Below are 26630 nucleotides of genomic sequence, written 5' to 3'. Positions count from 1 at the left end.
CCTCCTGCCCCGCACCGCCGCGCTCAGATCGCCGCGTCCGGCAGACCCACCTTCGCCTTCGCCCAGGAGCGCCCGCGGGTGTCCTTGAGGATGTCGTACTCGACGTCGACGTGCGGCTCGATCGCACTGTACTTGTCGTTCGGCGCGCCGATCACGAGCTGGAAGCCGAGTCCACGCCATGCGCCGATCGCGCGCTTCGTGAAGTGGGCATCCGCCTTGATGAGCGCTTCGTCCATGAAGACGGGGGCGTAGCGCGGCCGGGCAGCGCCCGCATCTCCGAGCTGGTAACGCAGCGCTGCTCCCACGATGAACGCGACGAGCTCCTGCGACTCCCCTCCGGACTTCTCGCCGATGTGGTCGTAGAGCGCGACATGCTCCCGCGTCGTCGCTGTGACCCGCTCGGCACTCACGCGCACGTGGTTGCGCACGTCGATGAGCTCGGCGAAGTCGGGGGCCGTACGGCGCATCCGTCCGATCAGACGGCTCATCTTGCGGTACACGGCCTCGCGCTCGGCGTCGGTCTCGGCAGCGTCGATCAGTCCCCGCACCTCGCGGAGCTCGCGGCGGAACCGCTTGCGTGCCTCGCTCTGATTCTCGCGCGGGGTGATCTGCAGACGATGGTCGTCGTCGTAGAACGGCAGCTCCTCCATGATGCGGTTGATCGGGTCGATGCGATCCTTGATCTCGCGGAGCGACCGGCTGAGAGTCGAGTCGAGGCTCGTCAGGTCGTTCCCCGAGAGCTTGAGCAGACTGTCACGCCACTCGGTCTCCAGCTCGTGGAGCCCGTTGGTCTGCAACGCCTCCAGAATGCTCTCGAACTCGCCGACGGACTCGTCGGGGTCCGGCAGGATCGTGAGGTTGTCCCAGCGCTCGAGGAACCCCGTCATCAGTCGCCGCATGCTCTCGCGCTGCTGCTCGTGGGCCTCCGCGGCCTCACGACGGTCCTCGTGCAGGCGCTGAGCGGCGGTCCTGAGCGCGGTGTCCAGGTGCGTGAGCCGCTCCGACGCGGTTACGCTCGCCCCGCTCTCGGCGTGCAGGAAGCGGCCGTCCAGGAACGACGCATGTGTCTCGCCGAGCGAGAGGTCCGTGGCTGCCGCGGAATCGATCACTCTCTGACAGGCGTCGACGTCGTCGGTGACCTGTCCCCAGTGCTCCTGGGTCTGGGCGAGTTCGTTGCTGAGGCGCGCCTCCTCGTCCCGGAGCATGCTCGCGCGAGACCGCAGATCCTCCGCCTGGCGCTTGAGCTGCGCGATCTCGGGGCTGGCTGTCGTGACCTCCGCTTCGACGGAGAGCCAACGTTCCCGTTCGGCCTCGACCGCATCGACATCGATCTGCTCCCACGTGAGGTCCTCGATCTTCGCGAATGCGGTCGATCGTGCCTCGATGCGGTCGAGGGCGGCTTCGGCGTCCTGCGCCGCCGATGCGTAGCCGTCGTGACGATCGGTCAGCAGCCGCAGCTGGTCATCGATCTCGCGAAGCCGACGGTCGTTGGTGAAGCCGAGCACGTTGGCGCGTCCCTGACCGCCGTGGGCTCCCCTGCTGCCCTGCGACACCTGGCCGTTGATGGTGAGCGCCTTCTGATGGGCGTCCAACTGGGACGATGAGTCGACGCACACGTATCCGAACCGGTCCTGCAGCCGCTGCTGGAGCCACCCGGTGAAGGGGGTCGGCAGGTAGTCGAGCCTCCCGGGGAGGGTCTGCGGATCGGCGTTGCGCACCTCGAGGAGTCCGGTGGGGACGCCCTCGTAGTTCAGGCGCTCCGGGGTGCGCGTGGAGTTGATCGCCGCCCGGAAGGACGACAGCTTCTCCGCGTCGACGAGGAGCGTCCTGGCGAAGCCGCCGAGGGCGAGGTTGAAGGCCTCGCGCCACGGCTCGAACTCCGTCCGCACCTCGATGAGCTCTCCCACGAAGGGAAGCTCCGAAGGGTCGAGACCAGCCGCCTCCGCGAGCATGGCGCGGGACTCGTCGAGGTGGGAGGGAATGCTGCCGCGCACCAGACCGGTGCGCTCGCGCTCCTGACGCAGTCGTGAGATCTCGAGCTCGGTCGTCCTGCGGGCGGTCTCGGCGTCGGCGAAGGCCGCGCGCGCGTCCCGGATCCCCGATCTCGGCGATGACCCCCGACTGTCGGCCACGAGGGCCTCGAACTGGGCGGCGTTCTCCACTTCCGCACCGAGATCCCGCACGATGGCGTCGAACTTCGCGCGTTCCCGCCGCACGTCGTCCAGGCGACGTTCGGCGACGCGGAGCTCCCGTTGCGCTGTCTCGAGGCGGTCACCGCCGGACTGCCGCAGGACATCGAGCAGACCCTCCCGCTCGGCATCGGCGGCGTCGACGAGGGCGCGCTTCTCCCGCACGGCGAGGCTGAGGGCGCGGGAGCGGTCCCCCAGCTCGACCTCGACCTCGCGCAGCAGATCCAGGCGGCGCTGAGCGTTCCAGAGCGCGGCGAGGGACGACGGATCGGTGAAGACTCCGACTTCGTCGATGATCCGCACCCGTTCGGCTGAAGCCGCGATGCGCTCCTTGATTCCGCGGATGGGTTCGAGTGCGCTGACCTGCTGCTTCGCCGTCAGCATCCGGGTGCGCGTGCTCTCCAACTCATCGAAGTGCGCCACGACGGCATCCGCTGTGGCCATCGTCTCCGGCTCTTCCAGCACGAGCTTCTTGTACAGATCGTCGACCGTGGTGATCTGCTGCCCCGCTTGGATCCTGGCCAGCAGGCTGATCGCCTTCGCCCCGGACCCGGCCGCCCCGATCCCGAGCACCGCCTGCAGCCGGGCAGAGAACTCCCGGTCCGTCGCCAGCGTCTCCAGTCCCGCTGCCCGCACCGACGCATCGGAGAGCCGCTGCGTCGCGGCCTTCTCCAGCTGTGCCAGGTCGAACGCCCCGTTCACGGTCGCTCGAACCCGGGTCGTGTCCTCCAGCACGCGGGCATCCGCCGGGATGTACCAGGCCCGCACGGCGGTGAACCGCGACCCGTCGTGGTCGAGCCAGGTCGTCGCGATGGCACTCCACGTGTCTTCACCGTCGCCGCGGAGGACTCGCAGCTTGGTGCCGTCCTCCGTGCGGGATTCGTCGATCTTCCCTCGCCCGTACGAGAGGATGTTCCGCTGCTCCTCGCCGCGCGGTCGGCCGGTCACTCCGCCGTTCGACGCACCGTTGAACGGCGTCGTGTGAGGCATCATCAGGGCGATGTACGCGTCCATCAGCGTCGACTTGCCGGAGCCGGAGCCGCCGCACAGCAGCGTGGCGTTCGGCGAGAAGCGCACCCGGTGCGGGCCCCCGTCGTATCCACCCCAGTTGATCAGCTGCAGCTCGTCCGCGATCCACTGCTGTCCCCGCGAGCCGGCGGGGATGAGCCCGAAGAGCGTGTCGACCATCGTCATCGTTGCACCGCTTCCTGCGACCGCAACCAGTCGCGGAGTTCCTTCAGGGTCTCGGCGCTGAGGACCACCTCGACGAGCGCCGTGATCCGATAGCGCCCGCTGGTCTCCTCCTGCACGATCCCCTCGCGATCCAGTCTGTCCATCGCGTTCCTGATCGCCTTCTGCTGCCGTGCCGTTCCGCCATCGACATCGGTGAAGTAGCTCAGCACGGTCTGCTCGAGATCCTCGATGTCGATGCGCACCGACGACTCTCCGGCCGCGGACTCCCGCTGGTAGACGGTGCGCAGATGCACGAGCACGAGCGTCTCCGCACGTGTGTACGGGGAGTCCTTCAGCAACACCGGCATGTCGATCTCATCGGAGCGCAGCTGCTGCTTGTAGGCGAAACCACGACCGTGGTCGACGACAAGTCGGAGGTACAGGTCGTTCAGACGCGACTCGATCACGTGCTGATGATCGAGCAGCAGCGTCCACTCCTTGCGGTTGCGCTCCGCGGCGATGAAGCGCCGCTGAAGGACGTGGGCGAGCAGACGGCGGATCTCCGGATCGAGGGTGCCGCGGTCGCCGGCGAAATGCTCCTCGATGTCTTCTTCCATGGGGACGGGAGCGATGAACGGGTCATCGACCGCTGCTTCCGGCGCGGGGCTCTCTTCAGGCATGTGCGTCTTCCTTCGTGTTGCGCGCCGTGACGGCACCGAACGCGAAGCGTCGCGTCGAGCCGTCGGGGCGCAGAGCTTCGACCACCGACACCGTCTCGCTCTCGGTCATGCCGTTGCGGTGGGCGATCTCGAGCAGTCCGACGAGGTCGACAGGGCGCCGGGTGTCGTCGTCGCTCTCGGCGAATGCGGCGGCGAGATCGAACTCGGGTCCGAGCCCCGCGACGTACTGCTCGAGCTCCGCATACCTCGGACCACCCCACGCGCGGGAGTCGACGTCGGCGAACTCGACGTCCCCGGCGTCGGCCAGAGGGGCGGGGACCGCGGGTGGACGGATGCTGCTCACGGTCTGCCTGAGGTGCCCCAGGTCGGCGAGCGGAAGACTGCGCACCGGTGCGTCGCTCGCCCCCGTCCCGTCCCACACGTGCAGCGCGGCGATGACGTCACGCAGCAGGTCGTCGATCTGACGGTCCCGCAGCGGATCGTGCGTCTTCACCTGGCCGGTGATGACGTGCGAGGCTCGACGTTGCGCAGCCAGCACCTCCTCGACCCCGAGCTCCACGCGGCGTCCGATCGCGTCGAGCTCGGCCCGCTGCGTGCTGTCGAGCATCCGGGCGAACGGCTGTCGGAGCAGACCATGCAGTTGGTCGGTGAGGGCATCGATGCGCTCCGGATCGCCGATCAGCTTGAGAGCGCCGGCGAAGGCGCGTCCTTCCGGCGTCGAGTTCATGACATCCTGCGCACGCTGCAGATACTCGCGCAGCACCTCACCCGTGGGCCGCTCGTCACGACGCAGATGGGCGACGACGTCGCGCTGCATGAGTTTGAGGGATTCGGCGACCCGGGTGAAGTCGGCGGGAAGCTCGCGCGCCAGATGCAGCACGTTCTCCGCTTCCTCGAAGAGCTCTTCATCATCGAGTGGATCGGCTCTGCCCGACTCCTCGATCCGATCGATCTCGGCATCGAGTGCGGCGCGCTCCTCCCGGAGGCGGGCGAGTCGACGAACGGGGTCTGCCTCGGCGCTGTCGGCCAGATGCTCCACGGCCTCGAGGAGCGTGCGCACTCGGGAGTTGGATACGCGCGTGCGCCCGCCGCCCGTGCGCCCCGCGATCTCCAGAGCCTCGACAGCGTGCGCGGAGAGTCGATACACCTCGACGTCCTCGTCGATCTGCTGCACCAACCAGCCCAGGCGGACCCAGTTCCTCGCGACGTCGCGGCCGGTCCCCGAAGGGACCCGGCGATCGTCGTCATCGTCGCCCGCATCCCTGAGTTCATCGAGGATCTCCGCGAGCTCGGCCTGGGCGTCGGCGATCGGGATGGAGACCCGGTCCGCCGTGAACAGAAGAGACAGCGATGCCACGACGAAGGGGGCGAAACGGCCGTGCAGCAGGTCGAGAGTCGGAGTGCTGAAGGCGGTGACGGCGCGGGAGAATGCCGCTTCCACTCGAGTGCCTGTCACACCTTCCAGAATAGTCGGCGCCCTCGTCGTACCTCGACGCGACGCGATGGTCTCGGAAACGAAGAAACCCCCGCCTGAGCGGGGGTTTTCATCTTGCTGGGGTACCTGGACTCGAACCAAGAATAACGGAACCAGAAACCGTCGTGTTGCCAATTACACCATACCCCAAGGGCGAAACCAGGGCCTCGCACCGAGAGTCAAGCCTACCCGAGCGGCGGCGGAACACCAAAACCGGTGGACCGAGGACCGCTGCCCGGGCGCGTCGCGACTCAGCCGGCCAGGAACACCGAGAGCGAGCGGAGCCGACGCAGCGACTCCTCCTTGCCCAGCAGCTCCATCGATTCGAACAGCGGCGGCGAGACCCGGCGGCCGGTGATGGCGACACGGGGCGGACCGTAGGCGATGCGCGGCTTGAGCTCGAGCCTCTCGACGAGCTCCGCGGCGAGGGCCTCCTGGATCTTCTCCGGGGTGAAGTCGTCGAGGGGCTCGAGAGCCACGACGCACGCGTCGAGCACCTCGGCAGCATTTGCCGGAAGGCCCTTGAGGGCGTCCTCCGCGTACGAGACCTCATCGGTGAACAGGAAGCCCACCATGCCGGGCACCTCGCCGAGCAGCTGCACCCGTTCCTGCACGAGAGGCGCGACGCGGAATGCCGTCACCAGCTGTTCGTGCGTCGGCTCGTCGAAGAGTCCGGCTGCGGCGAGGTACGGGATCGTCCGCTCGGCGAAGTCCTTCTCGCCGAGCATCCGGATGTGGTCGCCGTTGATCGACTCGGCCTTCTTCTGGTCGAAGCGCGCCGGGTTCGGGTTCACGTCGACGATGTCGAACGCGGCGGTGAACTCGTCGAGCGAGAACACGTCGCGGTCATGTCCGATCGACCAGCCGAGCAGGGCGAGGTAGTTCAGCAGTCCCTCGGGGATGAAGCCGCGGTCGCGGTGCAGGAACAGATCCGCCTGCGGGTCGCGCTTGGAGAGCTTCTTGTTGCCGGTCTCCCCCAGCACCAACGGCATATGCGCGAACCGCGGGACGAACGTCGTCACACCCGCATCGATGAGAGCCGCATACAGCGAGAGCTGCCGGGCGGTGGACGGCATCAGGTCTTCTCCACGCAGCACGTGCGTGATGCCCATGAGCGCGTCGTCGACCGGATTCACGAACGTGTACAGCGGCACACCGTTCGGGCGCACGACCACGAAGTCGGGGAACGATCCTGCGGGGAAGGTCACCTCGCCGCGGATGAGGTCCACATACGTGACGTCTTCGTCCGGCACCCGAAGGCGCAGCGCCGGCTGACGACCCTCCGCACGGAACGCCGCCTTTTGCTCGTCGGTGAGGTCGCGGTCGAAGTTGTCGTAGCCGAGCTGCTTGGCGCGCCCGGCGGCCTCGTTGCGCGCGTCGATCTCCTCGGCAGTGGAGTAGCTCTCGTAGAGGGCTCCCGTGGCGATGAGCTTGTCGATCACCTCGCGGTAGATGTCGTGGCGCTCCGACTGCCGGTACGGAGCGTGGGGTCCACCGACCTCGACACCCTCATCCCAATCGATCTTGAGCCAGGTGAGCGCGTCCACCAGCTGGCGGAAGCTCTCCTCGCTGTCACGGGCGGCATCGGTGTCCTCGATGCGGAACACCATCTTCCCGCCGTTGTGACGGGCGTACGCCCAGTTGTAGAGAGCGGTGCGGACCATGCCGACGTGCGGCAATCCGGTCGGCGAGGGGCAGAAGCGGACGCGGACGTCGGCACCACTGACGGTCGTGGTGAGGGGGTGAGGGGTAGCCATAGCCCTTCGATTCTACGGGGACCGCGCGTTCGCCCGTCGGCGGGCGCGAGGGCTCAGCCTCCTGGGCAGTCGCAATCGCCACCGCTGTGACACTGGCAGATCGGAGGCGGGTGATCCGCCGCCGTCACCGTCTCCCGCACCTGAAGGTCTGAGAACGGGACGACCTCGTCGTAGCTGGCCGCATCAACGGCGTCACCGCAGGCAGCGCCCTCCGTCCGGATCTCGGCGGCAGCCTCAGGGAAGACGAAGTCGACGCACGTGACGGCGGTCGACTGCTGGTACCAGAGCCCTCCGCCGGTCTCCGCCCCGCCTTCCACCGCGAGCGTCAGGGCCACGCCGTCCCCGGCCTCCTCGACGGCCAGCAGGGTGTAGAGGTGGCTGCCGGTGTCCGCCCCGCCTCGCGCATCAACGATGAAGTCGAGTCCGGCGACGGTCGCTTCCGGATCCTCGACCATCTGGTCGCGGTACTCCCACAGCACGTCCTGCGCATCTTCCACGGAGTCGGCGAGGCTGTCCCTCATCAGGGTCCCGATGCTCGGCGCGCACCCGGCGAGAACACCGACGGTGGCGGCGAGCACGGCACCTGCGGCGATCCGTCCGGCGAGAGAGGACATGGCTCTGACCGTAGCGCAGTGCGCAACGCATCCGCCGGAACCCAGGGCGACATGCTCAGGGCGACATGCTCACGGCGACCGCCGCACGATGCTCCAGGGGCAGGAGGCCTTCGACGCTGCGCTCGTCCACGACGAACTCGAACGCTGCACGGAATCGCCGACGATCATCGTGTCCGAGCCGGGCGTAGAGAGCACCGGCACCGGCCACGCCCCCTTCGACCGAACGCCAGAGTGCATTCGGGTCCGCGTGCCAGGTCCAGCCGTGCTCGGCGGCGGTCACGCGCTCCAGGCCCGCGTCCCGCAGCATCTGCGCGAAGCCGGCGGCGCTCCGCTCGAATTCCTCGTCGACAGGGAGCTTCGCACCGACGAACGGCGCCACTCCCGCGCGTTCAGCGACCTCCGCCCAGAACCATGAGGGCGACAGCGTCCAGATCGTCGCGACCACGGGGCCACGACTCACGCGCCGCAGCTCGGCCGCCGACCTGCGTGGGGAGCCGACATGGTTCAAGATGAAGTTCGCGACGACCACATCGACCGCGCCGTCGGCGAACGGCAGATCCGGCAGCCCCGCATCGATCGTGACGATCTGCGGACGGTCGCGGCGCGACACCGCGCGCATGGACGCCTCCGGCTCGCACGCCTGCACGCGCCATCCCGCGTCGGCCCAGGCTGCAGCGAGCCTGCCGTCACCCGCGCCGACGTCGAGCAGACTGCGCCCTCGCGGTGCGCCGAGGGCGAGCTGCATCGCCGGGAAGGTCCCTGCGCAGAGCGCGGCGTACGATGCGGAATACGCCGCGCCGACGCCGGCCCAGTCCTTCATCGGGAGCCGGAGCGGGCGAGCGGGGACAGCGCCACGATCGCGATGACCAGGACGAAGGCCGCCACGCCGAGTCCCGCGTACTGGAAGTTCGCCAGCACCACGCCCGCCAGCACCGATCCCGCCGCCGCGGACAAGCTCATCAGGGAATCGCTGCGCCCTTGCCTCCGTGTGCGGAGCTCTGGTGCGGACGACTCCGTGAGAAGGGCGGCACCGGCCACCGTCGCCGCGCTCCATCCCAGTCCGAGCAGGATGAGCGCGACCATCACACCCCAGGCCTCCGTCCCCGTGAACACCGCGAACGCCAGAGCACCGGCGAGCAGCACCTGTCCGAGCAGCACCACCTGGAGCCTGCCCCAGCGGTCGGCCAGCACGCCGAAGACGGGCGAGAGGGCGTACATGCCGCCCACGTGCAACGCGATCGTGATCCCCACGAGCGCTGACACATCGGCGGGGGTCGCTGCCATGCCCCCGGCGCCGTGCGCCATGTGCGAGAGATGCACCGGAGTCATGGCCATGACCGAGGCCATGACCACGTGGGATCCGGCGATCGCGAAGATCGCGTACCGGGCGACGCGCGGCCGATCCACGGCCACCGCCCCGTCCGTCGAAGCCGAGGCCTTCGCGAGACGCTGCGCCGCGAGCAGCGGATCCGGACGCAGAGCGACGACGTACAGCACGAGCGCAGCGCACTGCGCGACGAAGGAGAAGAGGTACGAACCCGTCTGCGCCGGCATCCCCACCGCCTGGCCGACGATCTCCCCCGGGCCGAGAAGCAGCGGACCGGCGACCCCGCCGATCGTGGTCGACCAGACGACGATGGACAGGTCTCGTCCGCGGTGCTGCGGCGCGGCGAGATCGGTCGCCGCGAACCGCGACTGCAGGTTTCCCGCGTTGCCGGCCCCGATCATCAGGATGCCGACGAGCAGCATCGGGAAGATCCGCAGAGACGCGGCGAGGATGACCACCGCGATGCCCACCAGGGCGAACAGGTTGCCGAGAGTGAGCGCACGACGACGCCCGACGCGGGCGGCGAGACGTGCGAGCGGGATGGCGCACGCGGCCGCTCCCAGTGTGACGGAGGCTGTCGCGAGACCGGAGAGGGCATCGTTCCCCGAGATGTCCGCCGCGAGGAGGGCGCCGAGGGAGACGGTGGCACCGAAGGCGATCCCGCCGAGCACCTGCCCCAGCGACAGGACCAGGACGGTACGTCGCTGAACCGCCTGCTGCTGCGTCGCCGTCAGGGCGACATCGGTCATGACGCGGGTACGGCGTCGCGCACGGTGTTGCGAAGGATGCCGAGTCCGGAGATCTCGACCTCGACGACGTCTCCCGCCACGAACGTGCCCACGCCCGCCGGAGTCCCCGTCATGATGACGTCGCCCGGAAGCAGCGTGAACACCGCCGACGCGTACTCGATGATCGCCGGCACCGAGTGGATCATGTCGGTGAGTGGCGCCTGCTGCCGCACCTCGCCGTTCACCCGTGTCTCGATCGTGGCCTGCGCCGGATCGAAGTCCGTCTCGATCACGGGACCGAGCGGGCAGAAGGTGTCGAAGCCTTTGGCCCGCGACCACTGACCGTCCTTGCGCTGGAGGTCACGCGCGGTGACGTCGTTGCCGATCGTGTATCCGAGCACGTAGTCGAGTGCGTTCTCTGCCTTCACGTTCTTCGCGATCTTGCCGATCACCACCACGAGCTCACCCTCGTACTCGGTGCGCTCGGAGAGCGCCGGACGCACGATCGTGTCTCCGGGCCCGATCACCGAGGTGTTCGGCTTGAGGAACAGCAGCGGCTCCTCTGGGGCCTCTCCCCCCATCTCCGCCGCGTGATCGTGGTAGTTCTTGCCGACGCAGACGACCTTGGACCGCGGGATCACCGGAGCGAGCAGAGCGGCATCCGCGAGCGGCACGCGGGCACCGGTGGTCTCGTACCCCGTGAACATCGGGTCTCCGGCGAGCACCACGAGCTCACGCTCGTCGATGATCCCGTACATGATGGCTTCGTCGTGACTGAACCGGGAGATCTTCATGGGATCAGCCTATCGAGCGCCTCGCCAGGCCTGGAGCCCCAGCAACCTCCGAGACCCCCTGCTCGCGACGAGACCCACGGCCCCGGGCGGACGACAGCATGGGTGTCGGCGGGGGGCGTGGGTCTCGGCAGCAGGAAACTCAGGCGTCGAGGCGGAGGAGCCAGCCGTGCTTGTCCTCGCGGCGCCCGTACTGGATGTCGGTGAGTTCTTCGCGGAGGGACAGCGCCAGCTCGCCCAGCGGCTGGGGCTCGTCGAAGTCTTCGCCCACGAGCGCGCCGATCGGGGTCACGACCGCGGCCGTGCCACAGGCGAACACCTCGACGATGTCGCCGGAGGCCACGCCCTCGCGCCACTCGTCGATCGAGATCGGACGCTTCTCGACCGTGTAGCCGCGGTCCTCGGCCAGCTGCAGCAGCGAGTCGCGGGTGATGCCCTCGAGGATGCTGTCCGACTCCGGCGTGACGACCCGGCCGTCCTTGAAGACGAACACGACGTTCATGCCGCCGAGCTCCTCCACGTCGCGGTTCTCGTTGAGGAACACGACCTGGTCGCAGCCCTTCGCACTGGCCTCGGCCTGGGGAAGGAGGCTGGAGGCGTAGTTGCCGCCTGTCTTCGCTTTGCCGGTGCCACCGCGACCCGCGCGGGCGTAGTCCTCGGAGAGCCAGATGCGCACAGGCTTCACGCCCCCGGTGAAGTAGGCACCGGCGGGGCTCGCGATCACGTAGTAGGCGACCTTCTGCGCCGCCCGCACACCGAGGAAGGCCTCCTTGGCGAACATGAACGGTCGCAGGTACAGGCTCTGGTCGGCACCGGAGGGCACCCACCGACCGTCGACGGCGATGAGCTCCCGCAGCGACTGGATGAAGTACTCGGTCGGCAGCTCCGGCAGCGCGAGGCGGCGGGCGCTGGCCTGCAGACGCGCGGCGTTCCGGTCGGGACGGAAGGTGTGGATCGTGCCGTCGGCGTGCCGGTATGCCTTGATGCCCTCGAAGATCTCCTGTGCGTAGTGCAGCACGGAGGCGGCGGGGTCGAGCGGGATCGGACCGTAGGGCTGCACGCGCGGACGGTGCCATCCACCCTTGGCGGACCAGCAGATGTCGACCATGTGGTCGGTGAAGACGACCCCGAACCCGGGGTTCTCCAGCACTTCGGCGACGCGTGCCGGCGAGGCCGCGTTCAGGTTCTTCGTCACGGCGAACTCCAGAGGAGCCACGCTCGTCTCGGCGTCGATCGTCGTCATGTCATCATCCAATCCTCGTGGGGCGGGCGCATCCTCGCGCCCTGTCAGCCTACGCCCGCTGTTCAGAGACGGGCAGCGATCGCGGAGCCGATCTCCGCGGTGGTGCGGGCACCGCTCCGGGCGGCGATGTCCGCCTCGACCGCGGCGCTCACCCGCGCCGACTCGACCGTGAGGCCGAGGTGGTCGAGCAGCAGCGCGATGGAGAGGATCGCGGCGGTCGGGTCGGCCTTCTGCTGACCCGCGATGTCCGGAGCCGAGCCGTGCACGGGCTCGAACATCGACGGGAAGGCGCCATCGGGGTTGATGTTCCCCGATGCGGCGAGGCCGATGCCGCCCGTGACGGCGCCGGCGAGGTCGGTGAGGATGTCACCGAAGAGATTGTCGGTCACGATCACGTCGAAGCGCGAGGGATCGGTGACCAGGAAGATGGTGGCGGCGTCGACGTGCAGATAGTCGACGGCGACGTCGGGGTGTTCGGAGGCGACCTCGTTCACGATGCGCTGCCAGATGGCGCCCGCATGCACGAGCACGTTGGTCTTGTGCACGAGGGTCAGCTTCTTGCGACGACGCTCCGCGAGGGCGAACGCGTAGCGCACGACCCGCTCGACACCGAAGGCCGTGTTCACGGAGGTCTCGTTCGCCACCTCCTGCGGCGTCCCCTTCCGGATCGCCCCGCCGTTGCCGACGTAGGGACCCTCCGTGCCCTCGCGGACGACGACGAAGTCGATCTCCCCCGGGTTCGACAGCGGACCGGATGCGCCGGCGAAGAGCTTCGAGGGGCGCAGGTTCACGTAGTGGTCGAGAGTGAACCGCAGCTTGAGCAGCAGTCCGCGCTCGATGTTCGCGTCCTTCAGCCGCGGGTCGCCCGGCGTGCCGCCGACGGCACCCAGGAGGATCGCGTCGTGTGCGGAGATCGCGGCGAGGTCGTCATCCGTGAGCGTGTCGCCGGTCTCGAGGTACCGGCCGGCACCGAGCGAGAAGCGGGTCTTGTCGAACGTCACGTCGCTGTCGACGGTGACGGCGTCGAGCACCTTCTCCGCCTCGGCGATGACCTCGGGACCGATGCCGTCACCCGGGATGACGGCCAGCTTCACGACACGCGACATGAGACTCCTTGCGCACTGCACGGGGGTGGACCGACTCGTTCCCGCCCGAGAGCAGGAGAGCCGGTCCCCCCAGCGTACTGGTCAGTGCGTGGGTGCCTTGCGCAGTGTGACGGCCGCGATCACTCCGGCCGCGACCACGAGGCCGGCACCGATGAGCGAGGTGACAGTGACGCCGGAGCCGAACGCGTCCGACGCGGCCTGCCACAGCGCATCACCGAGCTGCGTCGGCAGAGCCTGCGCAGCGGTGTAGGCGCCAGCCAGAGTCTCCTCCGCTGCATGCGCCACGTCGGCGGGAAGACCCGCAGGAAGAACGAGCGCTCCGCGGTAGAAGGCCGTGATGATGCCGCCGAGCACAGCCGTTCCGAGCACCGCTCCGAGCTCGTACGCCGTCTCGGACACCGCGCTGGCCGCTCCTGCCTTGGCCGCAGGAGCGCTCGACAGGATGAGCTCGTTGGAGATCGTCTCGGCCGCGCCGATTCCGATGCCCAGCACCACGAACGCGATCACCAGCGGCAGGACGCCGTGCTCGTGCGTCGTGAGAGCGACGATCAGGTAGCCGGCGACGGAGAACGCGAGCCCGGCGGGGATCACGATGTGCGGCGGGATCCGGCGCGAGATCGGCACGACCGACAGCCCGGCCACGATCATCGCCACCATTCCCGGCACCAGCGCGAGACCTGCCGTCATCGGCGACAGCCCGAGGACGAGCTGCAGATGCTGCGACACGAAGTAGAGGAAGCCGACCAGAGCCACGACACTGAGCAGGTTGACCAGGATCGCCCCGGAGAACGACCCCCGCTTGAACAGCGCCATGTCGAGCATCGGCGTCTTGGCACGCAGCTGGCGCCGCACGAACAGGAAACCCATCGCGAGGCCGAGAAGTGCCCACGCACCGGCCTTCAGACTCGGACCATCCACGGCCAGCGACTTGATCGCGTAGACCACCGGGATCATCGTGGCCATCGACAGGACGATGCTGATCAAGTCGATGCGACCGGGGTGGGGGTCGCGGCTCTCCGGCACCAGCAACGGCGCAGCGACGAGCAGAGGGATCAGCACCGGCACCGCGATGAGGAAGACGGACCCCCAGGAGAAGTGCTCGAGGAGGAAACCGCCGACGATCGGTCCCAGCGCCGATCCTGCGGAGAAGGCCGAGGCCCACACCGCGATCGCCATGCGGCGCTGGTCGCGGTTCTGGAAGATCGAGCGCAGCAGGGACAGGGTCGACGGCATGAGCATCGCCCCGAAGAAGCCGAGCAGAGCACGAGCGGCGATCAGCAGACCGGCCGTGGGCGCGAAGGCTGCGAGGGCGGAGACCGCCGCGAAACCGGTGGCTCCGATCAGCAGCATCTTCCGACGCCCGAATCGGTCACCCAAGGTACCCATGGTGACGAGCAGGCCCGCGAGCACCAGGGGGTACACGTCGATGATCCACAGCTGCTCGGCCCCTGTGGGCGCGAGCGCGATGGAGATCTCGGGGAGCGCGAAGCTCAGCACCGTGTTGTCCACCGACACCAGCAGCACCGGCAGCATGAGGACGACGAGCGCCGCCCAGCCGCGGGCTCCGACGCGGGGAGCATCCGTCTCTGTCGTCGGGATCGACGCAGTACGGGTCATGGAACACCTCTCAGGATCTTGATCGCACGGTTAGTGAACCGTCCAGATGGTATAGTAACAGAAGTCCCGCCCCCGAATCCGCAGAGGATCCACGATGCCCCGACCTCCGCTCGCCCGCGAGAAGGTGCTCGACGCCTTCGAAGCGATCCTCATCGAAGACGGCGAACGAGCCGCGACGCTCGACGCCACGGCGAAAGCGGCCGGTGTGTCGAAGGGCGGCCTGCTCTATCACTTCGGCTCCAAGGACGAGCTCGAGGCCGGCCTCGTGGAACGGCTCGATCGCCTCACGACCATGGACCTCGAACGGATGGCCGCCGCGGAGGAAGGTCCCGTCGCCTACTACGTGCGCACCTCCGTGATGGAGGACGACGCACTCGATCGCGTGCTGATCGCGACGACGCGCCTCGCCCAGGGCGGGTCGATCCCTGCAGCGGACATGCTCCGCGACACGAGGCGCCGCTGGGCGGAGACGATCCGCCCGCACGTGCGCGACAACGCGAGCCTCGATCTGGTGATGCTGGTGAGCGACGGACTCTACTTCAACAACTCGCTCGACGTGCACGGCCCCGAGCGACTCGTGCCCCGCAGCGATGAACTCGCGGAGCTGATCACCCTGGTTCTGAAGGCGACCGCCTGAGGATCACCGCAGACACGAGAGAGGGCGGAAGCTTCACGCTCCCGCCCTCTCTGCTGCGTCTGCCGATCAGATCTCGGTGATCTCGATCTGACGGAACAGGTCGGCGTCGATGGCACCGCGCACGTCGTCGAGCAGCTCGTCCGAGACGGGCGAGTCGAGCGTCAGCACACTGAGCGCCTGGGCGCCTGCCGCCTGACGGGCGATCTGCATTCCGGCGATGTTGATGCCGGCCTCGCCGAACTTCTGGCCGTACACGGCGACGATGCCGGGGCGGTCGGTGTAGAGCATCACGACGTGGTGCTTCTCGATCGGCAGCTCGAGCCGGTGGTCGTTGATGCCGACGAGCTTCTCCGTCTGCTTCGGACCGGTGAGCGTGCCGGACACCGAGAGCTGAGTGCCGTCGGACAACGCACCGCTGAGAGTGATGACGTTGCGGTACTCGTCGCTCACATCGTCCTTGAGCAGCCGCACCGCGATCCCGCGCTGGTCGGCGAGGAGCGGAGCGTTGACGTAGGACACCGTCTCACTGACGATGTTGGTGAACACGCCCTTGAGCGCGGCGAGCTTGAGCACGCTCACGTCGTAGTCGTTCAGCTCGCCGTGCACCTCGACGTCGAGGCTGGTGAGAGGCGACGTCGCGAGCGCGGCGAAGATCTGGCCGAGCTTCTCGACGAGCGAGATGCCGGGACGCACGTAGGGGTCGATGACGCCGCCGGCCACGTTCACGGCGTCCGGGACGAGGTCACCGCCGAGGGCGAGGCGCACAGAACGAGCGACCGAGACGCCTGCCTTCTCCTGCGCCTCCTCGGTGCTCGCGCCGAGGTGGGGCGTGACGACCACGTTCGGGAGGTCGAGCAGCGGACGAGCCGTGCCGCCCTCAGCGGGCGGCTCCGAGGTGAAGACGTCGAGACCGGCTCCCGCGATCTCCCCGGCGACGAGCGCCGCGTGCAGGGCCTCCTCGTCGATGAGGCCGCCACGGGCCACGTTCACCACGAACGCGGTCGGCTTCATCGCCGCGAACTGCTCGGCGCCGATCATGCCCGTCGTCTCCGGGGTCTTGGGCATGTGGATGGTCAGGAAGTCCGACTCGGCGACGAGTTCGTCGAGGGAGAGCAGCTGCACGCCGAGCTGCTGGGCGCGTGCAGAGGTGACGTAGGGGTCATAGGCGACGACACGCATGTCGAAGGCCGCGAGGCGCGCGGCGACGAGAGCACCGATGCGACCGAGGCCGACGATGCCGACGGTCTTCTCGAAGAGCTCGGCTCCGGTGAAGGAGCTGCGCTTCCACGCTCCGGCGGAGAGAGAGGCATGCGCGGCAGGGATGCGGCGGGCGAGGCTCAGGATGTGGCCGACCGTGAGCTCGGCGGCCGAGACAATGTTCGAGGTCGGGGCGTTGACGACCATGACCCCGGCAGCCGTGGCCGCCTTGATGTCGACGTTGTCGAGGCCCACGCCGGCGCGGGCGACGACCTTGAGCTTCGGCGCGTGGCTCAGCGCCTCCTCGTCGATGCGCGTGGCCGAGCGGACCAGCACGGCGTCGGCGTCGGCGAGTGCGGCGAACAGCGCCTCGCGGTCGGTGCCGTCGACGTCGCGGACGTCGAAGTCGGGACCGAGAGCGTCGATCGTGGCGGGAGAGAGTACTTCGGCGATGAGCACGACAGGCTTCGGCACAGTGGATCCTTCGGGGCAGCGCGGCAGGGGCCGATGCGCCGCACACCATGGGGGCGCGATCGCCACAACTCTACCGGAGCGCCGACAGCGCTCCGTGCCGTGTGACGCGTCTCGACGGGCGGCTCAGGCGCTCGGCATCGTGAGGCTCAGCGCGATCAGACTCATCCAGAACACGGCGACGACACCGAGTCCGGCGAGGAAGACGAGGGCCAGCTCGCCCACCGTGCGACGCCGTCCGATGACATACGCGAAGGCGAACACGATCGCGGGGAAGACGACTCCGAACAGCAGGGTCGCCCAACCTCCCCCGGTCAGCCCCGTCTGAGCCATCGCGATCAGGTGCGCCACGGCGTTCCACACGGCGTAGGCGTAGAAGAGTCCGGCCAGTCCGGTGACGAGCCCGATGAGCCAGCGGGGAGAACCCGCCGACGTCGATGTTCCGACCGCGGAAGCCATCATGATCCGATCACCCCCACGGTGACGAACGGCCAGGGAACGAGCAGGACGACGCCGGCGAGCAGCACGGCGACGCGGATCCAGCCTGCCTTCCGCCGCGTGAGCACCCAGCTCGCGAGGAACCAGAGGGCCGGGGCGGCGATCGCGAGGAAGAACCACGGGAGGAACATCACATCGGAGACCAGGAACGACGCGAGGGGCTGCAGCCGCAGTCCGCCGACGATCCAGCCGATCGTGTAGAGGAGATAGATGCCCCCGACGATCCCGACGAGCAGCAGCATCGGCGTGCTCAGGCCCGCCTGCTCCTCGACAGCCGCCTGCTCCTCGACAGCCGCCTGTTCCTCTGCCGGCACCTGCTCGAGTGTTGGCGCCTGTTCGGCGGTGCCGCCTTCCTCGATCGTCCCCACCTCGTCGCTCCCCCGTCCGACGGCCTTCCAGCCGCGCGGTAGGGCGCGCTCCTTGGGGTTCGAGGCCTCGTCGCCGTCCCAGCTGAGGGCGTCGTCGGAATCGGAAGTCATGTCCCCAGCGTAGGACACGCGGTCCACTAGGATCGGGGTTGCCTCGAGCCGGAACGGCGGGCATCGGACGTTATGGGGGAGCATCGTGGCCGACAACGACAAGACGGAAGCCAGCAGCGGATCGACACCCGCAGGCTCTGCACCCGCCACCTCTCGATCCACCACCTCGACTCCCGAGCCGCCCGCCGGCTGGGTCCCGACTCCGGAAGCCAAGGCGAAGGCCACGCGGTTCCGTTGGATCGCCGGCATCCTCTGGGCGGTCGCGATCATCGGCGAAGGCGTCGGCATCTTCTGGCTCCTGCGTCAGCGGGTCTTCGTCGGCGAGGACGGCACTCTGGTGCGCGACCCCGACACCGGACTGCTGGAGGAGCAGGGCGTCACGGCGACCTTCCCGCAGTGGGCGTTCATCACACTCCTCGTGCTGCTCGTGATCATCGCTGCTCTGTCCATCACCGGTTCCGTGCTCTGGAAGAAGGCCAACCGCCTCGACCCGGCCCGCAGAGCGGACAAGACACGATTCTTCGTACAGAACCAGCTCGGGGCCATCATCGCCGTGGTCGCCTTCCTCCCGCTCGTCATCCTGATCTTCCTCAACAAGGACATGGACAAGGGCCAGAAGGCCACAGCCGGGATCGTCGGCGTCGTGCTCGCCGCCCTCGCGGTGTTCATCGGCGCCGACTTCAACCCGCCGTCCGTCGAGCAGTACACGGCCGACCAGTCGGCCGTGATCCAGCTCCTCGGAAAGGACGAGGTCGTCTGGGTCGACGGTGGCAAGGTCTACCACGTCTGCGACGAGGTGCCCGCGATCCAGACGGGGAGCGAGATCCGCACCGGTACGACCGCACAGGCCGTCGAGGCCGGGAAGATCCGCCTCACCCTGCAGTTCGGCTCCGAGCTGCGAGCCTGCAGTCTCCCGGTGCCGGAGAACGATGAGGAGATCACCGAGGCTCTGCGCGCGATCCAGGCGGGCCAGGTCGACACGGTCCTCCCCGCACCGGTGTGGGCCGACCCCGCAGAGGCACCCATCGTGGTCGAGGAGGCATCGGCGCCGTGACGCCCGCTCGACGCTAGTCCGCGTCGAGCGCTTCCACGAGCCGATCCTCCGCTGACGACAGATGGGCTTCGAGGAGGGCGGCCGCCCGCTCCCCGTCCCCTGACGCCACGGCATCGAGGATGTCGGCGTGCTGCGCGGCGATGTCCGCGGCATCGAGAAGACGGCGGCCCTGCACCTGCGCCATGCACAGCCGCACCTCGTCGAGGACGCTGCGGTACATGCGGCCCGTACGCTCGCTGTCGAGCGCGTCGATGAGGGCCGTGTGGAAGCGCAGGTCGGGAGCGACGGTCGCAGGGTCGGGGCCCCCGGGCATCGCCATGATCTCCGCGTTCGCCGCGAGGGCCGCGGCAGGAACGTTCTTCGACGCGGCGAGTTCGCGAAGCGCCGCACTCTCCAGGCGGGTTCTGGTGCGATACACGTCGCGCACGGTCACGGAGTCGATGTCGACGACGCGCGCGCTCCGGTGCGCGGTGCGCACGAGCAGGCCGCTGGCGACGAGCTGCTCGATCGCCGCCTTCGCGCTCGGACGTGCGACTCCGAAGCTCTGCGACACCGCGGCCTCGGTGATCGGGGAGCCGGAGCGGATCGCACCGCTCAGGATGCGACCGCGCAGCTGCGCTGTTACGGCATCGACGACGCCGACGACTCCGAGCGGCGCTTCCGAGGTGGTGCTCATCCGGTCAGCCTATCGAAGAGCCGCGCAGTCGGTACACTTGTCTGACAATCTCATGACGGAGCAGAGGAGCACCGTGAAGACCACCCTCGCCGAGCCGCTGGATCCTGCCCTGCTGGGGCCGACGACGCAGGTGCACGCACGCTCGATCGACCGTTTCGCCCGCGCGCACGACGCGTCCCACTACCTGCTGATCCCCGATGCCGTGCTCTCCCCCGCTGACGCGGAGGGTGTCGCTCGTGTCTTCGGAGCGGTCAGAGCTGCCGGGCGCACGATGACGTTCCGCTCCGGAGGCACCAGCCTGTCCGGTCAGAGCGTCAGCGGAGACATCCTGGTGGACACGCGCAGCGGCTTCCGCGACATCCGTGTCGAGGACGACGGCGCTGCGGTCCGGGTGGGTCCGGGTGCGACGGTGCGCCAGGTGAACACCAGGCTCGCGAGGTACCGCCGCAAGCTCGGCCCCGATCCGGCGAGTGAGATCGCGTGCACGATCGGCGGCGTCGTCGCCAACAACTCCAGCGGCATGGCGTGCGGTATCACCGAGAACTCGTACCGGACGATCGAGTCGATGACGATCGTGCTTCCCAGCGGCACGATCCTCGACACCGGCCACCCGGATGCGAACGAGATGCTCCGCGCGGCGGAACCCGCCATCGCCGAGGGCCTGCTCTCCCTGCGGGAGCGTCTGCTGGCATCCCCCGAGCACGTCGCCTTCCTCCGTCAGCAGTTCTCGATGAAGAACACGATGGGCTACGGGCTCAATGCACTGCTCGACTTCGATGATCCGGTGCGCATCCTGGAGCATCTCGTCATCGGATCCGAGGGCACGCTCGCCTTCGTGGCGGAAGCCCGCTTCCGCACGATCGAGGTGCTCCCCTCGATCGCGACCGGCCTCCTGGTCTTCGACACGCTGTCCGCCGCGATGACGGCTCTGCCTGATCTCACGCGACTCGGTCTCGCCACGATCGAGCTGATGGACGCCGCCTCGTTGCGTGTCGCGCAGGGGTTAAGCGACGTGCCGGACGCCATCGCCGAGATCGAGGTGCAGGGACACGCCGCTCTGCTGGTCGAAGTCCATGCTCAGGACGCAGACACCCTCGTCGCGTCGAGCTCCGCCGCCCAGACGCACTTCGAAGCCCTCCCGCTCGCCGTCGCCCCGCGCCTCACCACGGATGCGGCCGAACGCGCCGCGCTGTGGCACGTGCGCAAGGGGCTCTACACGGCGGTCGCGGGCGCCCGACCGTCCGGAACGACCGCCCTGCTGGAGGACATCGTGGTCCCGGTGCCGCGTCTCCTCCACACCTGCGAGCGCCTCATCGAGCTCTTCTCCGAGCACGGCTACGAGGGCTCGGTCATCTTCGGACACGCCAAGGACGGCAACATCCACTTCCTCCTCAACGAGCGGTTCGACGATGCGGAAAGCGTCGCGCGCTATCGGCGCTTCACCGACGACCTCGTCGAGCTCGTGCTCTCGCAGCAGGGGTCGCTGAAGGCGGAGCACGGCACCGGTCGGATCATGGCGCCGTTCGTCCGCCGACAGTACGGCGACCAGCTCACCGACATGATGTGGGAGATCAAGAACCTCCTCGACCCGCACGGCATCCTGAACCCGGGCGTTGTGCTCTCCGACGACCCCGACTCCTACCTGCACGACCTCAAACGGGTGCCGACGGTGGAGAAGGAAGTCGACCGCTGCGTCGAGTGCGGGTACTGCGAGCCGACCTGTCCCAGCAAGGGCATCACGCTCACGCCTCGACAGCGCATCGTGATCCGTCGCGATATGGCGTGGGCCGAGGAACAAGGCGACACCGAGCTGCTGCGCGATCTGCAGAAGGACTACGACTACGACGGCGTTCAGACCTGCGCGGTCGACGGCATGTGCGGTGTGGCCTGCCCGGTCGACATCAACACGGGCGACCTGGTGCGTCGACTTCGCGCGGAGCAGTCGAACGCGATCGAGGGGGCCGTGTGGGGCACGGCGGCCAAGCACTGGGGTACGGTCACCCGCGCCGGCGGCGTCGCGCTCACCGTCGCGGACGCCCTCCCCGCCCCTCTGGTGCGCGGGGTCACGCACCTCGGCCGCGCGGTGCTGGGGGCCGACACCGTACCGCTGTACGACGGAGGACTCCCCCACGGCGGCTCGAAGCCACCGCGTCCGGAGGCGCCGACCGATGCGCAGGCCGTCTTCTTCGGCGCGTGCATCGGCACCATGTTCGGCGCGGAGGGCGACGGCGAGGGGTCACGGAATGCGCTGCGAGCGCTCCTGGACCGCGCGGGTATCCCCGTCGTGATCCCGGAGGAGAACGGCGGCCTCTGCTGCGGGACACCCTGGAAGTCGAAGGGTCATCTCGACGGCTATGCCCTGATGTCGGACCGGGTGCTCGATTCGCTGTGGGAGGCCAGTCGCGCGGGCGAGCTTCCCGTGGTGTGCGACGCGGCCTCCTGCACCGAGGGTCTGGACGTCATGCTCGCACAGGCCGTCGCGAAGAGCCCTCGATATGCCGGGCTGCGGATCGAGGATGCGACCACCTTCGTGGCACGCGAAGTCCTGCCGAAGCTGACCGTGCCCGCGAAGCTGCCCACCGTCGCCGTGCATCCGACATGCTCCACGACGGCGCTCGGAGCGACGGGAGCGTTGACCGCGATCGCCGCCGCCGTCGCGGATGACGTGTTCGTTCCCGAGGGGTGGGGCTGCTGCGCATTCGCGGGCGACCGCGGCATGCTGCATCCGGAGCTCACCGCCAGCGCGACGGCACAGGAGTCCGCGGAGATCGCAGCGGCCGAGCGCGCCCAGGGCGGCTACGACGCCTTCGTCTCGGCGAACCGCACCTGCGAGATCGGAATGTCCCGCGCCACCGGCCGGCCGTACCGTCACGTGATCGAGGTGCTCGAGGAGCTCACGCGGGGCTGACTCCGCGCGAAGACACCGAGGGCCCTTCCGACACCATCGGAGGGGCCCTCGTCTCGTCGCGAACCGTCCGTCTCAGCCTGCGGACAGCACCGCGACGGCCTCTCCACGCAGACGCGCGGGGATCACCACGACCGCACGATCACCGTCGGACTTCTCGACCGCACTGCCGTCGGTCCACCGCAGGTCGGACTGCGCGAGCTCGTCCGGCAGGTCGAGCGTCCCGATGCTCGGGTCGAGAGCATGCACGTGCACGGTCGACCCGGTGGTGGTGTAGCGACGCGGGGCACCGCTGCGCTCCCCCATCCGGATCCACGGGCGCGTGCCGTAGACCGTGTCGCCGTTCGTCTGCAGCCATGCACCCAGCTCGCGCATCGCACGACGCTGGAGCTCGGGGATGGAGCCGTCCGCTGCGGGGCCGACGTTGATCAGCAGGTTGCCGTTCTTCGCCACGACGTCGACGAGCAGACGGATCAGCGCCGCGCCGGACAGCGAGTGGCGTTCGTCCTCTGCCTGATTGAAGCCGAAGGAGTAGCCGAGTCCACGCGTCGACTCCCACGGATCCGGGATGATCTCGGGGATGTCCGTGTATTCGCGTGTGAGGAAGCCGTGGTACGGGACGCCCCAACGGTCGTTGACGACACCGTCGGGCACCGCGTCGAAGTACCGCTGCAGGAGGGCGGCGACCGCATACTCGTCGTGCCCCTTGCCACCGTCGGGCCACTCGATGTCGTTCCACAGCACGTCCGGCGAGAAGCGGGACACGAGCTCTTCGAGCTGGGCAGCCGAGTAGCGGGCGAAGTGCGCATCGTTGCGACGGAAGCGGAACAGATCGGTGTCGGACTCGATCGGCGGGAAGTCGCTCACGTGCCAGTCGAGCGCACCGGAGTAGTACACCCCGAACTTCGCCCCCGCGCGACGGGTGGCGTCGTGGAACTCGGAGATCAGGTCGCGGCGCGGACCACGAGCGACCGAGTTGAAACCGGTGGACGCCGTGTCCCAGAGGCAGAAACCCTCGTGGTGCTTGGTCGTGGGGACGATGTACTTGGCCCCGGCACCGACCAACTCGCCCACGAAGGCATCCGCGTCGAACGCCGAGGCGTCCCACCGATCGGCCAGGTCCTCGTACGAGGTGCCGGGGCCGAACAACTGCTGGTGGCGCTCCCAGGTGGGGCTGCCCGCGATCCGCACCGTGTTGCCGTACCACTCGGCGTACTGATGCCAGGCGTACGCATCCTCGGTCGGGATGTTCACGCCGTCGCCGTGCTGCACCGCCCACGCCGGCACCGAGTACAGCCCCCAGTGGACGAAGAACCCGAGCTTCGCGTCCCGATACCAGTCGGGCACACCCTGAGTCGGGTACACCGGGGCGTCAACGCCGAAGTCGGGGCCTGTCCGCTTCTCGAAGTTCATCATGCGTTCTGCTCCTCTGCGGTTCCGCGGCGGACGACGGTGGCGGTCAGGTCCGGATCGCCGTCGGCGTCGAACGGGTAGACACCCGGCTGTAGATGGTGGTGGCCCAGCCGCAGCAGGTCCTGGTCGACGCCACCAGGGGTCAGCGCGAGAGTCCACCCCGCGGCGAGTTCGTAGAGCTCGGGTTCGAGATAGCCGATCTTCACGACGACGATGTCCGCGGTGGTGGGCTCGAGGCCCAGCATCCGGAAGTCAGAGAGGTGGTGGAAAGGCTTGCGGCGCTCGGTGATGATCGCGTGCAGACCGCCCACGGCGATGACGACCTGCGTACCCGCATCCGGGTCGCCATCGCTGATGGAGAACACGGTCCCGGTGATCGTGACAGGTCCGTGTGGACCGGGATCCACCCGGGCTCCGGCATCGAGCGACACCGTGGCTCCGACGCCGGCCGCGACAGCCCGTGCGACGGCTTCGCGGTCGAAGATCGAGGCCACGAGTGTGGTGCGGCTGGAGTCCGTGAGCTCGGCGCGTTCCAGCAGGTGCGCGAGCGTCCAGGTCACGTCGCCGGCGCCACCGGCCGTCGGGTTGTCCCCCGAGTCCGAGATCAGGTAGGGCCGCGGTGCTCCCGGAGCGAGGGCCTTGTCGAGGGCGTCGTCGAGCGAGCCGGTCTCGGCCACGAAGACGAAGTCCTCGCGCGCGTCCCAGAACATCCGCGCGACACGCTCGGCTTCCCGTGCGATCACCTGCTCGTCGTCCCCGGTGACGACCACGTAGGCCTGGCACCGCGGCTCGTCCGCCCAGGCGTAGCCGATCCAGACGGAGGCGTCGACCACCCCGGGGAGGGCTTCGATCTCGGGCAGCTGGGCGTAGATGCTGCGCGCCGGCTCCAGCCGCGTGCTGGTCTTCTCCCCCGGCAGCAGCACGGGCACGGGTACCCAGGCGGAGAAGGGGCGCCGCCGCAGTGGGTCGGAGCCGTGCGGTCCCCTCAGCCGGGCGAGCAGGTTCCACACCGCACGCTCCTTGGTGTTCATCCAATCCTCGTGCGGAGCCATGCGGTAACACGTCAGCAGGTCTACCGCGTCACGCAGCACCTCCGAGACGTTGCCGTGCAGATCCATCGAGGTCGAGACCAGCGTGTGGGGACCGAGGGCGGCGCGCACCGCGAGCGCGAGATCGCCCTCGGCGTCGTCCATGCCGACCACGCTCATGGCGCCGTGGATGTCGAAGAAGAACCCGTCGAAGGGACCGTGCTCCCGGATGCCGGCGACGATCGCATCCTTCATCCGGCGATAGGTCTCCGGCGCGACGGCTCCGCCAGGAAGAGAGCGTCCGTGGGTCAGCGGCACCCAGTCCGCGGCGGAGGCGAGTTCGCGTCCATCGTCCAGGAACGGGTAGTACCCCCGCAACGTCGGGCCGGTACGAACCGTGAACGCCTCGTCACCGGAGATGTGAGGCGAGAAGGTGCTCGACTCGATGGAGATCCCGGCGATGCCGATGCGTGGCAGGGCGAGACCGCCGTCGGCGACGGTGGGAAGCGGGCCCATCCAGATCTCGTGGGCTTCAGGACGTGCGGTCACGTGAGGTGCTCCTTGTGGTGCGAGGGTCGTGCGTGGGGTCGGTCGTCTCTCAGCGTGCGCCTGCCGGCACGAGCGCACGGCGGGCCGTCTCGATCGCGCCGAGAGCGACCGCGTCGGAACCGAGGACGGCCGGAATGATGCGCAGCGGGATACCCGACACCGGCGAGTCGGTGGCGAGCGTACGCGCGATGGCCGGCTCGAGGAGGTCCCATGCGGCCGTGACCCCGCCCCCGACGATCGCGCAGGGCAGGTCGAGGATCGTGGCCGCGGTCGCGCAAGCGAGGGCGAGCGCCCGACCCGCAGCGTCGAACGCCGCAATCGCCTCCGTGTCGCCGCGGCGCGCACGGTCGGCGACCTCGCGAGCGTCGCGCACCGGGGCGCCCGTGCTCTCCTGGTAGCGCAGCGCGATGGAAGTGCCGGAGGCCAGCGTCTCGAGATGCCCGATCTGGCCGCAGGTGCAGACGAGGTCGCTGTACCCGGGTGTGTGTCCGATCTCACCGGCGGCACCGTGCGGTCCGTGGTGAAGTTCGCCGTCGATGAGGACGGCGCCGCCCACCCCCGTGCCGAGCATGACGCCGAGCACGTCCCGATCCGTGCGCCCTTCCGCCGCGGCCTCACCGAGCAGGAAGGCGTTCACGTCGTTCTCTACCCGCACGGGGACGCCGAGGCGTGACGCCAGTTCATGCCCGAGGGCGAACCCCGTCCAGCCGACGAAGGTCGCCGACGCCGCACGGATCGTCCCCGTCTCGTGGTCGATGACTCCGGCCGCCCCCACTCCGGCTGCGGCCAGCGATACTCCCGCCTCCGCTGCCAGCGACATGGCGAGGGTCGCTGCCGCATCCGCCATCGCTGCACCGCCGAGCGCGGCCGGTGCGCCGACGCTGCCCCGGCCGAGCACGGCACCGTCACCGTCCACCAGAAGGGCGGCGATCTTGGTGCCGCCGATGTCGATCCCGACGAGAGCCGCACCGGGTCCGGCTGCGCCACCGATGAGCGTGCTGGTCCCCTGTTCCTGACCGATCAT

At 68.9% G+C, this 26630-nt stretch carries 21 protein-coding genes and 1 tRNA gene; 3 read left to right on the top strand and 19 right to left on the bottom strand.

The features are described 5' to 3' along the window. Positions 1-23: 23 nt before the first annotated feature. The 12 genes from AX744_RS14435 to AX744_RS14380 all read right to left on the bottom strand — a co-directional run bounded on the left by AX744_RS14435 (position 24) and on the right by AX744_RS14380 (position 14699). Positions 24-3383, bottom strand: a complete 3360-nt coding sequence (locus tag AX744_RS14435; RefSeq protein WP_061017610.1) for an ATP-binding protein — start codon at positions 3381-3383, stop codon at positions 24-26. Beyond that, positions 3380-4042: a DUF4194 domain-containing protein gene (locus AX744_RS14430; RefSeq protein ID WP_061017608.1), complete on the bottom strand. Its 663-nt coding sequence runs from the start codon at positions 4040-4042 to the stop codon at positions 3380-3382. The genes AX744_RS14435 and AX744_RS14430 overlap by 4 nt, the downstream gene beginning before the upstream one ends. After that, positions 4035-5498 (bottom strand): DUF3375 domain-containing protein, encoded by a 1464-nt coding sequence (locus AX744_RS14425; RefSeq protein WP_061017605.1) that lies wholly within the window; start codon positions 5496-5498, stop codon positions 4035-4037. Before AX744_RS14425 ends, AX744_RS14430 begins: the two co-directional genes overlap by 8 nt. Before the next feature lie 96 nt (positions 5499-5594). Continuing rightward, positions 5595-5666: transfer RNA gene (locus AX744_RS14420), tRNA-Gln, on the bottom strand. A 101-nt stretch (positions 5667-5767) separates the two neighbouring features. Then, positions 5768-7273 (bottom strand): glutamate--tRNA ligase, encoded by a 1506-nt coding sequence (gene gltX / locus AX744_RS14415; protein ID WP_046748420.1) that lies wholly within the window; start codon positions 7271-7273, stop codon positions 5768-5770. A 53-nt stretch (positions 7274-7326) separates the two neighbouring features. Then, positions 7327-7887, bottom strand: a complete 561-nt coding sequence (locus AX744_RS14410) for a hypothetical protein (protein ID WP_058630570.1) — start codon at positions 7885-7887, stop codon at positions 7327-7329. Between the two features lie 55 nt (positions 7888-7942). Further along, positions 7943-8707 (bottom strand): class I SAM-dependent methyltransferase, encoded by a 765-nt coding sequence (locus AX744_RS14405; RefSeq protein ID WP_061017603.1) that lies wholly within the window; start codon positions 8705-8707, stop codon positions 7943-7945. Beyond that, on the bottom strand, positions 8704-9963 hold the full coding sequence (locus tag AX744_RS14400) for an MFS transporter (RefSeq protein WP_061017602.1): 1260 nt from the start codon (positions 9961-9963) through the stop codon (positions 8704-8706). The genes AX744_RS14405 and AX744_RS14400 overlap by 4 nt, the downstream gene beginning before the upstream one ends. Next, positions 9960-10736: a fumarylacetoacetate hydrolase family protein gene (locus tag AX744_RS14395; protein ID WP_061017600.1), complete on the bottom strand. Its 777-nt coding sequence runs from the start codon at positions 10734-10736 to the stop codon at positions 9960-9962. The genes AX744_RS14400 and AX744_RS14395 overlap by 4 nt, the downstream gene beginning before the upstream one ends. 139 nt (positions 10737-10875) lie before the next feature. After that, on the bottom strand, positions 10876-11976 hold the full coding sequence (locus AX744_RS14390; RefSeq protein ID WP_061017597.1) for a branched-chain amino acid aminotransferase: 1101 nt from the start codon (positions 11974-11976) through the stop codon (positions 10876-10878). Positions 11977-12038: 62 nt separating this feature from the next. Further along, positions 12039-13082 carry a 3-isopropylmalate dehydrogenase gene (locus AX744_RS14385; RefSeq protein WP_061017595.1) on the bottom strand — a complete coding sequence of 348 codons (1044 nt, stop codon included), beginning with the start codon at positions 13080-13082 and terminating at the stop codon, positions 12039-12041. Between the two features lie 81 nt (positions 13083-13163). Continuing rightward, positions 13164-14699 carry an MFS transporter gene (locus AX744_RS14380; protein ID WP_046748413.1) on the bottom strand — a complete coding sequence of 512 codons (1536 nt, stop codon included), beginning with the start codon at positions 14697-14699 and terminating at the stop codon, positions 13164-13166. Between the two features lie 94 nt (positions 14700-14793). On the opposite strand from AX744_RS14380, the gene AX744_RS14375 reads away from it, so the two are divergent. After that, positions 14794-15336, top strand: a complete 543-nt coding sequence (locus AX744_RS14375; protein WP_046748412.1) for a TetR/AcrR family transcriptional regulator — start codon at positions 14794-14796, stop codon at positions 15334-15336. A gap of 66 nt (positions 15337-15402) precedes the next feature. Here AX744_RS14375 and serA read toward each other — a convergent pair whose 3' ends face one another. The 3 genes from serA to AX744_RS14360 all read right to left on the bottom strand — a co-directional run bounded on the left by serA (position 15403) and on the right by AX744_RS14360 (position 17981). Then, entirely contained in the window at positions 15403-17007 is a 1605-nt protein-coding gene (serA, locus tag AX744_RS14370; protein ID WP_058630564.1) for a phosphoglycerate dehydrogenase, read from the bottom strand. A 123-nt stretch (positions 17008-17130) separates the two neighbouring features. Next, complete coding sequence (locus AX744_RS14365) at positions 17131-17466, bottom strand: hypothetical protein (protein ID WP_058630563.1); 336 nt, start codon at positions 17464-17466, stop codon at positions 17131-17133. After that, positions 17463-17981, bottom strand: coding sequence for a hypothetical protein (locus tag AX744_RS14360; RefSeq protein WP_061017672.1), 519 nt, complete (start codon positions 17979-17981; stop codon positions 17463-17465). Before AX744_RS14360 ends, AX744_RS14365 begins: the two co-directional genes overlap by 4 nt. 85 nt (positions 17982-18066) lie before the next feature. On the opposite strand from AX744_RS14360, the gene AX744_RS14355 reads away from it, so the two are divergent. After that, positions 18067-19035 carry a hypothetical protein gene (locus AX744_RS14355; protein WP_231728826.1) on the top strand — a complete coding sequence of 323 codons (969 nt, stop codon included), beginning with the start codon at positions 18067-18069 and terminating at the stop codon, positions 19033-19035. A gap of 13 nt (positions 19036-19048) precedes the next feature. On the opposite strand, the gene AX744_RS14350 is transcribed toward AX744_RS14355, so the two are convergent. Next, on the bottom strand, positions 19049-19711 hold the full coding sequence (locus tag AX744_RS14350; protein ID WP_058630561.1) for a GntR family transcriptional regulator: 663 nt from the start codon (positions 19709-19711) through the stop codon (positions 19049-19051). Between the two features lie 52 nt (positions 19712-19763). Between AX744_RS14350 and AX744_RS14345 the strand changes: the two genes are divergently transcribed. Next, positions 19764-22619 (top strand): FAD-binding and (Fe-S)-binding domain-containing protein, encoded by a 2856-nt coding sequence (locus tag AX744_RS14345; RefSeq protein ID WP_061017593.1) that lies wholly within the window; start codon positions 19764-19766, stop codon positions 22617-22619. 72 nt (positions 22620-22691) lie between these two features. Here the strand turns inward: AX744_RS14345 and AX744_RS14340 are convergent, their stop codons facing one another. From AX744_RS14340 to AX744_RS14330, 3 genes are all read right to left on the bottom strand, one after another. Next, on the bottom strand, positions 22692-24032 hold the full coding sequence (locus AX744_RS14340) for an alpha-L-fucosidase (protein ID WP_061017592.1): 1341 nt from the start codon (positions 24030-24032) through the stop codon (positions 22692-22694). Further along, positions 24029-25573 (bottom strand): M81 family metallopeptidase, encoded by a 1545-nt coding sequence (locus tag AX744_RS14335; RefSeq protein WP_331709308.1) that lies wholly within the window; start codon positions 25571-25573, stop codon positions 24029-24031. Before AX744_RS14335 ends, AX744_RS14340 begins: the two co-directional genes overlap by 4 nt. An 82-nt stretch (positions 25574-25655) precedes the next feature. Then, on the bottom strand, positions 25656-26630 hold the full coding sequence (locus AX744_RS14330) for an ROK family protein (RefSeq protein ID WP_082738537.1): 975 nt from the start codon (positions 26628-26630) through the stop codon (positions 25656-25658).

Source organism: Microbacterium sp. CCH5-D1, from assembly GCF_001557335.1.
Classification (GTDB): Bacteria; Actinomycetota; Actinomycetes; order Actinomycetales; family Microbacteriaceae; genus Microbacterium; species Microbacterium oxydans.
Note: the sequence above shows the minus strand (reverse complement) of the source record. Positions and strands in the feature narration are given on the sequence as shown.